Origin of the sequence: Microbispora sp. ATCC PTA-5024, from assembly GCF_000511135.2 — a bacterium.
Taxonomy (GTDB): Bacteria; Actinomycetota; Actinomycetes; order Streptosporangiales; family Streptosporangiaceae; genus Microbispora; species Microbispora corallina.
Window position 1 is genome coordinate 2210951 of record NZ_KI866522.1, and the last position, 13304, is coordinate 2224254.

Here is a 13304-nt window from a genome sequence, read left to right on the forward strand (position 1 = left end):
CGTGACACAGGTCACATCCGGATCGCATGAGGCGGCTGTCGATTTCCGGGGTGTCCGCACGACGACGTTTCTGAGGCAGGACGCCACCGCCCACGCGGCGGACGGGCGCCGGCCCTACGGAACGCGGGAGAGGACACCGAGCATGAGCAGTGACGAGGGACGCCCACAACGGGCCGGCACCCGGGAGTGGATCGGACTGGCCGTCCTGGCCCTGCCCACCCTGCTGGTGTCGCTGGACATGTTCGTGATGCTGCTTGCCCTGCCGCACCTCAGCCGCGCGCTGCACGCCACAGGCGTCCAGCAGCTGTGGATCATGGACGTGTACGGGTTCATGGTGGCCGGATTCATGGTCACCATGGGCGCCCTCGGCGACCGCATCGGCCGGCGGCGGCTCCTGCTCGCGGCCGCCCTCGTGTTCGGCCTCGCCTCCCTGGGTGCCGCCTGGTCCACCAGCCCGCTCATGCTGATCGCTCTTCGGGCGCTGCTGGGCATCGCGGGGGCCGCGCTCACGCCGTCGACGCTGGCGTTGATCAGTCACCTGTTCCGGGATCCGCGCCAGAAGGCCGCCGCCATCGGGATCTGGGCGGGATGCTTCACGGTGGGCGCGATCATCGGGCCGATCGTGGGCGGGGCGATGCTGGAGCGGTTCTGGTGGGGGTCGGTCTTCCTGCTGGGGGTGCCGGCGATGGCGCTGCTGCTGGCCGTGGGGCCGGCACTGGTCCCCGAGTACCGCGACGAAGCGGCGGGCCGGCTCGACCTGCGCAGCGTCGTGCTGTCGCTGGCCGCCGTCCTCCCCGCGATCCAGGGTGTGAAGTCGTTCGCCCGGGACGGCTGGGGGGTGACGTCCGCCCTGCTGGTGGCGGCCGGGCTCGCGTTCGGTGCGCTGTTCGTGCGGCGCCAGCGCCGGCTCGCCGACCCGCTGGTGGACCTGCGGCTGTTCGCGAGCCGTACCTTCAGCGCGACGCTGGGCAGCATGCTCGCGTACTCGACGCTGTCCGGCGGCACGATGGTGCTGGTCGCGCAGTACTTCCAGCTCGTGGACGGCCTGTCCCCGCTGCGGGCCGGCCTCGCGCTGGCGCCGGGCATGGCGGCCTCCGTGGCCGGGTTCCAGATCGCGCCGCTGCTGGCCCGCCGGGTCCGGCCCGCGTACCTGATCGCCGGAGGGATCCTGATCACGGTCACCGGCCTCCTCGTGATGACCCGGTCCGACACCTCCGGCGCCTGGGTGCTGGTCGTCGGCTTCCTCGTGAGCTGCCTGGGCACCGCTCCGCTGGTCACGCTGGGCACCAACCTGATCGTCGGCGCCGCGCCACCCGAGCGGGCCGGGTCCGCCGCGGCCCTGGGGCAGACGGCCGCAGAGTTCGGGTACGCGCTGGGCGTCGCGGTGCTCGGCAGCGTCCTGACCGTGGTGTACCGTTCCCGCATCCCGGACGGTGCCCCGCCGGCCGCCCAAGACAGCATCGCCGGTGCCACGCAGGCGGCATCCCACCTGCCGGCGCCGGCCGGCCGCGCCCTGCTGTCCGCGGCGCACGAGGCGTTAGTGGCCGGGCTGCACACCGCGGCCGGGCTCAGCGCCGCGATCCTCTTCGCGGCGGCGGTCCTGCTGGCCGTCGTCCTGCGGCACCTGCCGCCGCTCGGGCAGCCGCCCTCCGATCCCGCGCCGGCCGAAGCGGCGCTCGCGGAACCCGTGCGATGACTCGCGGAACCCATCCGATAAGAAGTCCAACAAGAAGGGGAACTGTCATGACCCAGTACGCGATCCTGCTGTACGCGCCTGCTCCTGCGGACGTCGCCGACATGCCGGCCGAGGAGATGGAGGCCCACATGCGCCACTCCGACGAGGTCGAGGCACTCGGCGGCCACATCGTCAGCGGGTACGCCCTGCACTCCAGCGCCATGGCCACCTCGGTACGCGGGGACACGGTCACCGACGGGCCGTTCATCGAGGCCAAGGAGGTCATCGCGGGCTTCTACATCCTCGAGGCGCGGGACCTGGACCACGCGTTGGAGATCAGCAGGCGGAACCCGGCGACCTGGCGCGGCGGCGTCGAGATCCGCCCGCTGCTGGGATGACCGACGCCGATATGGGCGGGGTCCGCCGGGCCGTGGGGGACGCGCACCGGGACCACTGGGCGCTGATACTCGCCGCGACGGCCCGGGTCACCCGCGACCTCGACCTGGCGGAGGAGTGCGTGCAGGAGGCGTTCGCGCAGGCCCTGGCCGGATGGGCCCGCGACGGCACCCCGGACAACCCGGCGGCCTGGCTGGTCACCACCGCCCGGCGTCGCGCCCTGGACGCGATCCGCCGGGAGCAGGTGTTCCGGGCGAAGCTGCCGCTGCTCGTGGTGCCGGACGAGACCGGGGGCGTCGCCGCGGACCCCGGCGACGACATCCCGGACGACCGGCTGCGCCTCGTGTTCACCTGCTGTCACCCGGCGCTGGCCCCGGACGCGCGGGTGGCGCTGACGCTCCGGCTGGTCTGCGGGGTCGGCACCGGCGACGTGGCTCGCGTGTTCCTGGTCTCCGAGGCGACCATGGCGGCGCGGCTCACCCGCGCGAAGAAGAAGATCGCGGCGGCGCGGATCCCGTTCCGGGTGCCGGCGGCGAAGGACCTGCCGGAGCGGCTCGACGCCGTCCTGTCGGCCGTCCACCTGCTCTTCACGACGGGGCACACCGCGCCCTCCGGCGACCGGCTGCTGCGCGACGACCTGGTGGAGCGGGCGGTGCACCTGTGCCGGACGCTGCACGCGCTGATGCCCGACGAGCCGGAGGTGTCCGGGCTGCTCGCGCTCGTGCTGCTCACCGACGCCCGGCGGGCCACCCGTACCGACGCGAGCGGCCGGCTGCTGCGCCTGGAGGAGCAGGACCGTACCCGCTGGGACCGCGCCGCCATCGCGGAGGGGCGGGAGCTGGTACTGCGCGGCATGCGGCTGGGCCGTCCCGGCCGCTACCTCCTGCAGGCCGCGATCGCCGCGCTGCACGCCGAGGCGGCCCGGTGCGACGACACCGACTGGCCGCAGATCGTCACCCTGTACGACGCGCTGCGTCAGGTGTGGCCGTCCCCGGTCGTCGAGCTGAACCGGGCGGTGGCACTGGCCATGGCGACGGACGCGGCCACCGGGCTGCGGGAGGTCGCGGCGCTGGAGGGCGACCCGCGGCTGGCCCGGTACCACTACCTCGCGGCGATCAAGGCCGACCTGCTGCGCCGGCTGGGCCGGTACGACGAGGCCGCGGCCGCGTACCGGACGGCCCTGGAGCTCACCGGCAACGCCGCGGAACGGGAGTACCTGGCCGGCCGGCTCGCCGAACTGTCCGACGCCGGCGACCCGCGCGGCGACCGATCAGAGTGAGGGCACGGTAATTCGATTGACACCGGGGAGGGGCCGTCTGGAGGGTGGACCGGTGTTCGACGATCTGCCGCCGGATGTGCGCGCGGCCTTCGGGGTCTCATCGGGGCCGGCGCGGCGGCTACCCGGAGGAGGTGGCACCAGCTGGCAGGCCGGTGGCCTGGTCCTCAAGCCCGCCCGGCATCCCGGTGTGGCGTCGTGGCTGGCGGAGGTCTTCGCCGATCTGCGCGGCCCCGGGTTCCGGGTGCCGCGGCCGGTGCGGGCGGCCGACGGCTCATGGGTCGCCGGCGGGTGGGCGGCGTGGACCGCGGTCGAGGGCGCGCCGGAGCCGGTGGCGCGGTGGCCGGAGCTCGTCGCGGCCAGCCGGGCCTTCCACGCCGCCCTGGCCGATGTCCCCGCGCCTCACTGGCTGGGACGCGGCCGGAGCCGCTGGGAGGTCGCCGAGCGGGTGGCGTGGGATCAGGCCGAGGTCGAGCTGGCGCCGGAGCTGTCGGACCTGGTGGACGAGTTGCGGGCCGCCACCCGGCCGGTGCGGTCGCCCGACCAGCTCGTGCACGGTGACATTGCGGGCAACGTGTTGTTCGCGCCCGGGCAGCCACCGGCGGTGATCGACTTCTCACCGAGCCGGCGGCCCGCGGGGTATGCGCTGGCGGTCGCCGCCGTGGATCTGCTGGCCTGGTCCGGGGCATCGCCCGGCATCCTGGACGAGCTCGCCGGCGAGGACGACATCGACCAACTGCTGCTGCGCGCCCTGATATGGCGCCTGGTCACCGAGTCGCTCGGGCGTCCCGACCCGGACAGCAGGCGGGCGGTCCGCCAGGCCAACGAATGGGTGGCCGAACTGCTGCTGTCGCGCGTGTCCGGCCGGCCCGCGGCCACAGGGCCGTCGACGGACGCCGAGATCGCCGAGATGGCCGGCCGCGCGCTCGGCTGCGGGATCGCCGCGTTGCGGCCCGTCGCGGGCGGGCACAGCAGATCTCAGGCGCGGATCGCCGACCGGGCCGGGGGCGGTTCCGTCTTCGTCAAGGTGGGCGGGATCGCCGCCGAGCTCGGCACGGAGCTCGCGGTGTACGAGGCGCTGGGCGACCGGCCGTTCCTGCCGCGGCTGCTGGCGAGCACACGCGAACCGCTGCCGATGCTCGTGCTGGAGACGCTGGACCCGGAGCACTGGCTCCGCGAGTGGACCCCCGGCCTCGTCGCGGCCACCCGCGAGCTCCTCCACGAGGTGCACGCGCTGCCCGCGCCGCCCGGCGTGCCGGTGCTGCGGGCGGGGCCCAACCCCTGGGAGGCCGTCGCCGCCGACCCGGCACGCCTGCTGCGCACGCACGTCTGCTCCCAGCGCTGGCTGGACGACCACCTGGACACCCTGCACGCCGCGGCCGCCGAGGTGCCCGTTCACGGGGACTGCCTGATCCACCGCGATGTGCGCGCCGCGAACCTGTGGTGCCACGGCGGCCGGCTGGTGCTGGCCGACTGGGCGTCGGCGGCGATCGGCGATCCCTGGCTCGAACACCACCTGTGGCTCGTCGCCCTGCACGCCGAAGGCGGTCCCGCGCCGGACGCCGGCCAGGGACCGCACGCCGCCGGCCATGCCGCCCTGATCGCCGGGCAACAGCCCCTGCTCACCCCGGCGCGCGACGCCGACCCGGTCCTGTTCGAGCAACGCCGGCGCCGCCTCACCGCCGCCCTGTCCTGGGCCGCCAGGCTCCTGGACATCCCGCCCCCGCAGCCGGCCAGGTGAGCCGCGACGCCACCCGCCACAATGCCCACGCGGCGCTCGACAGCTCGTGCGGCGTTGTCCGGCTCTCCGGGATCCGTTATCGCGAGGTCACGACGCAGAACTCGTGGCCGTCGGGATCGGCCATGACGACCCACTCGACGTCGCCCTGACCGATGTCGACGCGCGTCGCCCCGAGGGAGAGGAGACGCTCGACCTCCGCCTGCTGATCACCGCCGGCGGGTGGGGCGAGGTCGAAATGCAGCCGGTACTTCCCGGTCTTCGGCGCGAACGGCGGACCACCCCAGGTGATCTTCGGGCCGCCGTGCGGCGAGCGGATCGCGGTCTCCTGGTCCTGGTCCCAGACCAGCGGCCAGCCCAGCGCCTTGCTCCAGAAGTACCCGGTCTCCTGTGAACCGTCGCAGGAGACCGCCCCGATGAACCCGCAGTCGGCCAGGAACGCGTTGCCGGGCTCGGTGACGCAGAACTCGTTGCCTTCCAGATCGGCGAGCACGACGTGACCCTCCTCCGGACGCTGGCCGACGTCGATGTGCCGGGCTCCGAGCCCGAGCGCCCTCGTCACCGTCCGCTGCTGGTCCTCCAGGGACGCGCTCGTCAGGTCGAAGTGCATCTGGTTCTGGCCGGTCTTCTGCTCCTGTGACGAAAGGAAGCGGATCAGGAACCCGGTGTCGTCGTCCGGCACGAGCGCGACGCCGTCCTGCGGGTCGCCGCTCATCTTCCAGCCCAGGACGCCGGCCCAGAAGCCCGCGAGGCCGAGCGGGTCGTGCGCGTCGAAGCAGAGCGCCCGAAGGTGACACGTCATTCCGCTTCGCACCTCCGATCTGGTGATTCACCACTGCGGAAAGGGCGCATCCCGCGCCCAGGGAGAAAGCTAACTCCACGCGCGCGGGACCCGCCACGGAATATGGGCGGCACCCGGTCAGGCCGGAAGGCGGACGAGCGGCCGGGCGGCACCCGCTTCGGCCGCGGAAGCCGCTCCCGGGTTCCGCGCCCGCTCCGCGCGGTTCGCGATGTTCGGACCTACGCTGGTGGTACCAGCCGTCCGAATCGCAATTCGGAGCGAAAATGGCCGTTATGGAGGTCGCGAGACCGTACGCGGCAGCCGAGGAGAACCGGACCATCCGCGAAGATCATTACGTTCTCGCCGTTCTGATCGAGGACGAGCAGGCCCGGCGCATGCTCACGGCGTGCGGTTTCATCCCGCCGGAGCCCGTACGGCACGCCCCCCACGGAACCTTCACCATCGCCCCGACGCTCACGCACCACCTCCACTGGACCGACGGGCTGTACCTGGGGCTCGGCGAGACCGTCAACCGCAACCTTTGCTTCCTGCTGAGCTGCCTGATCGGCCCGGGCGGGCTTTACCGGTGGCTGCGCGGGAACGGCGCCGACTGCGACGCGCTGTGCCGTGCCCTGACCGCCGAGCTCGGCCTGGACGAGTCCCTCCGTACGCGGATCGTCCACTGGTCCGACGAGGTGCTCCACCTCGACGCCGAGGAGGGCGCGGCGCTCATGAGGGACCTGCGCTCACAGGGCCGCCGTTTCATGATGAACAGGAAGGACGACGGAACCTTCGTGGTGATCCCCGAAGCCGCCCGGCCCGAGACCGGGAACGGGCCCGCCTGACGGCGGAGCAGGCGGGCCGGCCGGGCGTCCCGGCAATTGGGCTGAAGGACAGCCGCACGTGGCCCAAGGGGGAAGCAACCGGCGGCTTTTGGGCGGCTTGAGACCCCGCCGGGACCGGCCGGTGGCACTCCGGTGGGTAGAGTCGGAAGAACTGTCGGTTCCGAGCGCCGAAGGCGTCCCATGACCACTTATTGGGATCTCAAGCACCGGTTGGGCGACGCGATCAACGCTCATGACATCCAGGGTGTGCTCGACTGCTACAGCCCGGACGCCGTCTACGTGGCGCCGGCGGGCGTGGCGGAAGGACACGAGCAGATCGCCTGGTTCTACGAGCAGTTCTTCACGGCCTTCGCGGACTTCCACGCGACGGCCTGGTTCGAGCTCGGCGACTGCGACAACCCCGCGGTCACCGAGTGGACGTACACCGGCACCCACACGGGGCCCATCCTCCTGCCGGACGGACGGGAGATCGGGCCGACGGGACGCCACGTGAGTCTCCGCGCCACCTGCTCCACCTACGTCGAGAACGGCAAGATCACCACACATCGCGAGTACTTCGACCAGTTGGAGCTCTACACCCAGCTCGGCTTCGGCCTGACCGACCTCAAGCAGGAGACGGTGGACGAGACGCCTCCGGCCGGACCGGCGCATCCGCCGTTCCACTCCACCCCGCGCCGCAAGACGCTGGGCATCTTCGGCAGACGTTGATTTCTCCGGCGCCGCCCCCGAGCGTGCGGCGGCGCGGCTCCCGGCGACCGGCGTCAGGCGGCGCGGCGCGTGAGCAGGCGGTTGGAGATGGCCGGGGCGACGATCGTGAGCAGCCAGAAGTACTTGGCCCACGACGCGCTGACGCAGCTCACCGGGATTGATATCCGCTGGACGGCGGGACACGGGAACGGGTAGGACTCAGCGATGGTCATCCGACGCGCCGAACCGGCGGACGCCGAGGCGATCGCCGTCGTCCACGTCCGGTCGTGGCAGGCCGCCTACGCCGGCCTGATGCCCCAGGACCATCTGGACGGCCTGACCCCCGCCATGCGCCTCCCGCTGTGGGAGCGGCTGCTCCGGGAGCCCTCCTGGCCGCGTACGGGCTTCCTGGTGGCGGAGCGGGACGGCTCCGTGGCGGGATTCGCCGGGTTCGGCCCGGGACGGGACGCGGACGTCGCCCCCGCGACCACGGCGGAGATCACCACGATCTACCTTCTGCCCGAGATGTGGGCCGCGGGGATCGGCTCCCGCCTGATGACGGCGGCGGTGGACGCGATGTCCGCCGCCGGGTACGAGCAGGCGACCCTCTGGGTCGTCGACGCCAACGCCCGCGCCCGCCGGTTCTACGAGCGCACCGGCTGGCGTCCGGACGGGGCGGTCCAGCGGGACGACTCGGACGGCTTCCCGCTGACCGAGATCCGCTACCGCCGGGCGCTGGAGCCGCGCGGCTGACGCTGGACGGCGGCCGCGAGGTCGTTCAGCCAGCGCTCGTGGTTGGCCCTCAGGCGGGCCGGGCCGTACATGAGGGGCAGGAACGGCCCGGCGAGCGACTCCTCGACCGTCACCCTCGTCCGCCCGCCGGGAAGGGGCTCCAGGACATGCCGGTCCACCGCCCGGTACACCAGGAACGTCCCGGTCCAGATCAGTTCACGCTCTGGCTCCACCACGGCGAACCGCGAGCGCAGCGTGATCCCGTTCAGCCGCCAGCGGAACCGCTCCCCCGGCCGCACCTCGCCCGCTTCCAGGACACGGATCCCCGTGGCCCAGCCGGCCCACGAGGCGAGATCCGTCATGACGGCCCACACACGCGCCGGGGACGCGTCCACGACCAGGCTGGACGACGACACGAGCGGCGCCCGGTCGTCGATCCGGCCGCGCCGGGCGTACGCGTCGTGCAGCACGGTCAGGGACGGCCCGGTGTATAGCAGCTTGCCCGCCATCATCGCTCCTCGATGGAATCATCGCTCTCTTGCAAGAGCAATGCTCTCTCTCCAGTCGCGGCACGTCAAGGGGCGGCGTAAACGGATTGCCCCAGACGGGGGGCGGGGCGCCAGAATGCCTCATGCTGATCGACCACTGGCCCCTGCTCGGGCTGCGCCTGAGGACCGGCCGCCTCGAACTGCGACTGCCCGATGAGGAGGAGCTGGCCGAGCTGGCCGACGTGGCCGCGAAGGGGGTCCATGAGCCGGACCGGCGGCCGTTCCTGCGGCCCTGGAGCGACCTGCCTCCGGCGGAGCGGGCGCGCGAGGTGGTGCAGCGCCACTGGCGCCGTCGCGGTTCGTGGACGTCCCGCGACTGGTCGCTTGACCTGACGGTCTTCGAGGACGGCCGTCCGGTCGGGATCCAGGAGGTCGGGGCGCAGGACTTCGGGATACTCCGGGAGGTGCGGACGGGGTCGTGGCTCGGCCTTGAGCATCAGGGCCGGGGCATCGGGCGGGCCATGCGGTCGGCCGTCCTGCATCTCGCCTTCGCCGGCCTCGGTGCCTCGGAGGCGACCACCATGTCGTTCGCGGACAACCCCGCCCCGCTGCTGATCTCCCGGCGGCTCGGGTACCGCCCCGACGGCATCGCCCGGGACATCCTGGATGGTGAGGCGGTCGTCAGCGAGCGGCTGCGTCTGACCCGCTCGGACTGGGAGCTCACGGACCGGCCGGAGGTCACGGTCGTCGGACTCGACCCCTGTCTGGCGCTCTTCGGCGCCTGAGGGGGCTGGAGGTCAGACCTCGCAGGGGGAGGGGACGTTCCGGGCCTCGTCGACGGGCTCGGGGGCGGGGGCACTCGTGTGGCGCCTTCCCAGGTGACGGTCGGCGGGGCGGTAGCGGACCATGGCCAACGCGAGGATCACCAGCCAGAGGAGGACGCCCCCGACCGCGACCACGATCGCCCCCGGTTCCAGAACCACTATGTCGTACACGTCCATGGTGTCCTCCGCTTCCGTCGGCCGCGGGGGGCCGCGACCATCCGTCTGGTAATTGTCCGGGGAAGTATCAGACTAGTTAACGACTCCTTTTCTTGAAAGCTTCCAGACAGGGTGCGTCACTACCTTGTATGGAGACCACATAATGGTCAAGAGAAGGTAATGCCGATATTCACCAGCACGGTCCGGACGGATCGGCGAGGCCGGCCCGGAGCCGGGTCTCCTCGTCCCGGCGGGACCCGCACGGAATGAACGCCGACAGCGAGAAGCCGCCCTCCCGGGTGGGGGCGGCCTCCACCCTGCCGCCCACGAGGCCGACCCGCTCGCGCAGGCCGCCGAGCCCGTAGCCGGACTCGACGTAGTGGGCCGGGCGACCGGCGGCCTCCTGCGCCGGCGCGCCCCTGCCGTTGACCACCCTCACCGCCACCTCGCCGTTCCGCAGGCCGCAGCTGACGTGGACATCGGCGCCCGGGGCGTGCTTGCGCACGTTGTTGAGCCCCTCCTGGACGACCCGGTAGCTCGCGTGCTGGACCGGCCGGGACAGCGCCTCCTCCGGAACGTCGAGCCGCAGACCGACGCGCAGGCCCGTGGCCCGGGCCTCGGCCACCAGGGTCTCGATGGCCGCAACGCCCGCGGCCGAGGCCGGCACCTCGTCGCTGCGCAGCACGGTGAGCAGCTCGCGCAGCTCGGTGAGGGCCTGGACGGCCTTGTCCTCGATGGTCCCGGCGAGCCGGCGCACCTCCCGCCGGTCGTCGGTGTCGGGGATGATCCCGGCGTTGAGCGCCATGGACGTCACCGCGTGCGTCACGGTGTCATGGAGCTCCCCGGCGATCCGCCGGCGCTCCCGCCAGGCGGCGCACTCCTCCCGCGCCCGCACGCCGGCCCGCAGCTCCTCGACCATGCCCCGGTAGCGGCACACCCACGTGCCGACGAGCGCGGGGAGGACCACGGGCATCAGCCCGCGGATCAGGCACAGGTAGAGGTTCTCGTCGGTGTACGGGTTCACGTAGTCGACGGCCACGTACACGACGAGCATGCCGGCCGCCACCCACTGCCAGCGGCGGACCGTGTTGTACGCGGTCATGGAGTAGGCCGCCAGGGTGAGCGGCACGACCACGCCGGTGACGCAGGCGCAGACGACCCCTGCGGCGATCATCGGCCAGGCCAGGCGGCGGCGCAGCGGCATGGTCGCGGCCGTGACCGCGCCCAGGGCGATCTCGATGGGGTCGGGGATCGGCCCCCACAGCGAGAAGGTCCGGCCGATCAGCGCCGTGGGGATGACGGACGCGAGGACCGCCGCCACCAGGAGGAGGTCGCCGATCTCACCGGAGCCCCACCCGATGAACTTGGGGGACTTCTCCTTCACCGACGGCCACAGCCGTCGCGCGGGAGGACTGCCGGCCACCAGAGACGACAGGCCTTGAACGTAGGGGGTCAGGGACCTCGCTCCCGGGCGGATCCTGACCAGGGGTTCGCTGATTCCGGAAAAACGCACGCTTCAGATTAAATCGATCATATCCGGGCATTACAGCACCGGTAGGAAAATATGCATTTCCTTGGGAAATTTTTTGCGCCCGGCTAACTTTGGTTACATATTTCCAGCGCTGAGGTCAGCGTACGCCTTTCCTAGCGGAATCGGATGACGGGGTGGCGGTTCTCCTCAACTGCTCGAGGTGCCGCTCGTGCGGGACCTGATCCCGCTGACGCGGCGCAGGATGTCCCACCAGAACGGCGCGCCGAATAACAGGGCGATCAGCGTGACGAGGAAGCCCGGCCAGTGGCCCGGCGCCGACAGCCGGCTCCACCAGTCGCTCCCCTTCCACTGCCACGAGGGGGTGCCGTCGGTGCCCATGGTGACGCTGACCGGGGCGTGCGTGAAGATCTTGACGAACGCCGGGGTGCTGAGCACGTCGGTCACGCAGGCGTAGGCGTCCTGCTCGGGAGCGCACTGCTCCCGCAGAGGGGCCAGGGCCTGCGGACCCGACTGGGCGAAGGCCGTGACCTCGCTGCGGTAGGCGTTGTCCGTCAGCAGGGTCTTGCCGTACTCCAGGGCGTCCATGCTGAAGACGAGGGTCACGATGAGACCCAGCGCGACGACCACCCAGCGGACGTAACGCCGGTAGAGGAGGCTGAGGCGCTCCATCTCCCCGTCGAACCACTCCTCGATGCCCCGGCGTAACGCCTCCATGTCGTCGCTGGCCCTGTCGAGGACCGCCTTGAGGGGGCGGTAGAAGGGGCTTTTCAGGCTGTCGAGGTCGCGCATGAGCGCCTCGACGCCGCCGTGCTCGGTCGCGATCTCCATGACGGCGACGGCGAAGCGGGCCGGCGGGATCTGGGCGATGCTCGTCTTCCCCCGCTTGGCGTGGTCGATCTCCTGAAGCCGCTCGTAGAGCAACTCGGCCATCGACTTGCCCAGACCCGGAGGCACGACCCGCGGCGCGACGTCCGCCGCCGCGTCGGGTGCGGCTGTCGCGGGCGTCGCGGCCCCGGTCTCCTGGGCGCCCGTTTGCCCGGCGGGCTGTGCTGTATCGGCGTCACCGCCGGATGTGGCGGCCCCGGCCGCTGTCGCGTGCGTCGCGGCCCCGCCTGCTGCGGCGGCACCGGCGTCCGTCGCCCCTCCGGCCGCTCCGGTGGCGGCGCCCGTGGTGTCGGTGAGCGACGAAGCCGGGACGGGCTCGGCCGGCCGCGGGAACTCCACGGCGTCCGCCTGCTCCGCCGAGTGCGCCGGGTCGAGATCGGCGCCGTCGACCGACGACATCACGACCCGCCCGCCCGTTGCCGCGAACTCCACGCCGTCCGCCTGCTCGGCCGTGTGCGCGGGGTCGAGGTCGCCCTCCCCCGCCGAGTCGCCCTCCCCCGCCGACAGGACGGGGACGCGGCCGGCCGCCGCCCCGAACTCGACCCCGTCCGCCTGCTCGGCCAAGTGCCCGGGATCCGCCGCGGCGCCGGTGGGGGCGTCGGCGGGGAGCGAGGCGGTGACGCGGGAGGACGGGCCGCCGCTCTCGGCAGGCACGGCCCGGGGCTCCGCCGGGGTCACGGACGAGGAGTCTGTGCCCGAGGCCGGCGGAGCGGGGGACGCGGGCTCACCAGGGGTCGCGGACGCCGACGGGTCTGTGGCGGTGGCCGGCGGAGCGGGGGGCGCGGGCTCCGCGGACGGAGTGGAGGGTTCACCGGCCGGGGGGTCGCCCGCGGCCATCCGCTCGGCGGCGACCGAGTCCGGCGCGGGGGCGAGCGGAGGACTCTCCACAGGCGGCGGCTGGGGGTTGAACCGCGGCCGCGGGTCCTTGCCGAACGGCAGCCTCGCGAAGACGCCGAGCACGGTCGCCGGAAGCCGGGACCGGCCCTCGGCCGGGGGCGGCAGCAGGTCCATCAGGGGTGCCCTGAGCCGGCGGCCCAGCCCCTTCAGCGCCCCGAGCACACGGTCGAGCACGCGCAGCGGTGCGGCCACCTTGTCGGCCGTCTCAGCCCCGTCCAGGGTGTCGCGCAGGTACGCCCAGAGGAACTTGCTGCGGATGCCGAGCAGCCGGACGATGCCCTCGTTGAGGCCGCTCACCAGAAGCGACAACAGGAGGAAGGCCAGGATCAGACCGATGGCGAGGTCCGCGTAGTACGAGATCAATGAGATCACCCGCACCGTTGATACACCGTCACTGATCGCGATGGCAACGCTTCGGACAATCACGGTCTC

14 protein-coding genes are annotated in these 13304 nt (G+C 72.6%); 8 read left to right on the top strand and 6 right to left on the bottom strand.

The features are described 5' to 3' along the window. Positions 1 to 142 precede the first annotated feature (142 nt). From MPTA5024_RS09835 to MPTA5024_RS09850, 4 genes are read left to right on the top strand one after another with little or no spacing between them, the layout of a single operon-like run. Positions 143 to 1696 (top strand): MFS transporter, encoded by a 1554-nt coding sequence (locus MPTA5024_RS09835; RefSeq protein WP_036321800.1) that lies wholly within the window; start codon positions 143 to 145, stop codon positions 1694 to 1696. Between the two features lie 47 nt (positions 1697 to 1743). Then, positions 1744 to 2073: a YciI family protein gene (locus MPTA5024_RS09840; protein WP_036321804.1), complete on the top strand. Its 330-nt coding sequence runs from the start codon at positions 1744 to 1746 to the stop codon at positions 2071 to 2073. Then, positions 2070 to 3350 (top strand): RNA polymerase sigma factor, encoded by a 1281-nt coding sequence (locus tag MPTA5024_RS09845; protein WP_084369532.1) that lies wholly within the window; start codon positions 2070 to 2072, stop codon positions 3348 to 3350. Before MPTA5024_RS09840 ends, MPTA5024_RS09845 begins: the two co-directional genes overlap by 4 nt. A 52-nt stretch (positions 3351 to 3402) precedes the next feature. Further along, a complete protein-coding gene (locus MPTA5024_RS09850) occupies positions 3403 to 5088 on the top strand; it encodes a TIGR02569 family protein (RefSeq protein ID WP_051457881.1) in 1686 nt (561 codons plus the stop codon). 76 nt (positions 5089 to 5164) lie between these two features. Here the strand turns inward: MPTA5024_RS09850 and MPTA5024_RS09855 are convergent, their stop codons facing one another. Continuing rightward, positions 5165 to 5887, bottom strand: a complete 723-nt coding sequence (locus tag MPTA5024_RS09855) for a VOC family protein (protein WP_036321807.1) — start codon at positions 5885 to 5887, stop codon at positions 5165 to 5167. Positions 5888 to 6159: 272 nt separating this feature from the next. On the opposite strand from MPTA5024_RS09855, the gene MPTA5024_RS09860 reads away from it, so the two are divergent. Continuing rightward, positions 6160 to 6711, top strand: coding sequence for a hypothetical protein (locus MPTA5024_RS09860; RefSeq protein ID WP_036321809.1), 552 nt, complete (start codon positions 6160 to 6162; stop codon positions 6709 to 6711). Positions 6712 to 6891: 180 nt separating this feature from the next. Beyond that, the gene (locus tag MPTA5024_RS09865; protein ID WP_084369534.1) at positions 6892 to 7419 is read left to right on the top strand and encodes an ester cyclase; all 528 of its coding nucleotides are present in this window, start codon (positions 6892 to 6894) and stop codon (positions 7417 to 7419) included. A gap of 53 nt (positions 7420 to 7472) precedes the next feature. Here the strand turns inward: MPTA5024_RS09865 and MPTA5024_RS40735 are convergent, their stop codons facing one another. Continuing rightward, the gene (locus MPTA5024_RS40735) at positions 7473 to 7631 is read right to left on the bottom strand and encodes a hypothetical protein (RefSeq protein WP_157099344.1); all 159 of its coding nucleotides are present in this window, start codon (positions 7629 to 7631) and stop codon (positions 7473 to 7475) included. On the opposite strand from MPTA5024_RS40735, the gene MPTA5024_RS09870 reads away from it, so the two are divergent. Beyond that, the gene (locus MPTA5024_RS09870; RefSeq protein WP_036321812.1) at positions 7624 to 8151 is read left to right on the top strand and encodes a GNAT family N-acetyltransferase; all 528 of its coding nucleotides are present in this window, start codon (positions 7624 to 7626) and stop codon (positions 8149 to 8151) included. The genes MPTA5024_RS40735 and MPTA5024_RS09870 overlap by 8 nt on opposite strands. Here the strand turns inward: MPTA5024_RS09870 and MPTA5024_RS09875 are convergent. After that, complete coding sequence (locus MPTA5024_RS09875) at positions 8121 to 8639, bottom strand: SRPBCC domain-containing protein (protein WP_036321815.1); 519 nt, start codon at positions 8637 to 8639, stop codon at positions 8121 to 8123. The genes MPTA5024_RS09870 and MPTA5024_RS09875 overlap by 31 nt on opposite strands. Before the next feature lie 122 nt (positions 8640 to 8761). On the opposite strand from MPTA5024_RS09875, the gene MPTA5024_RS09880 reads away from it, so the two are divergent. Then, entirely contained in the window at positions 8762 to 9403 is a 642-nt protein-coding gene (locus MPTA5024_RS09880) for a GNAT family N-acetyltransferase (protein ID WP_036321819.1), read from the top strand. 12 nt (positions 9404 to 9415) lie between these two features. Here the strand turns inward: MPTA5024_RS09880 and MPTA5024_RS09885 are convergent, their stop codons facing one another. The 3 genes from MPTA5024_RS09885 to MPTA5024_RS09895 form a co-directional block, all read right to left on the bottom strand. Beyond that, on the bottom strand, positions 9416 to 9619 hold the full coding sequence (locus tag MPTA5024_RS09885) for a hypothetical protein (RefSeq protein WP_036321825.1): 204 nt from the start codon (positions 9617 to 9619) through the stop codon (positions 9416 to 9418). Between the two features lie 169 nt (positions 9620 to 9788). Then, a complete protein-coding gene (locus tag MPTA5024_RS09890) occupies positions 9789 to 10982 on the bottom strand; it encodes a sensor histidine kinase (protein WP_051457882.1) in 1194 nt (397 codons plus the stop codon). 294 nt (positions 10983 to 11276) lie between these two features. Continuing rightward, positions 11277 to 13244, bottom strand: coding sequence for a hypothetical protein (locus MPTA5024_RS09895; RefSeq protein ID WP_157099345.1), 1968 nt, complete (start codon positions 13242 to 13244; stop codon positions 11277 to 11279). Positions 13245 to 13304 lie beyond the last annotated feature (60 nt).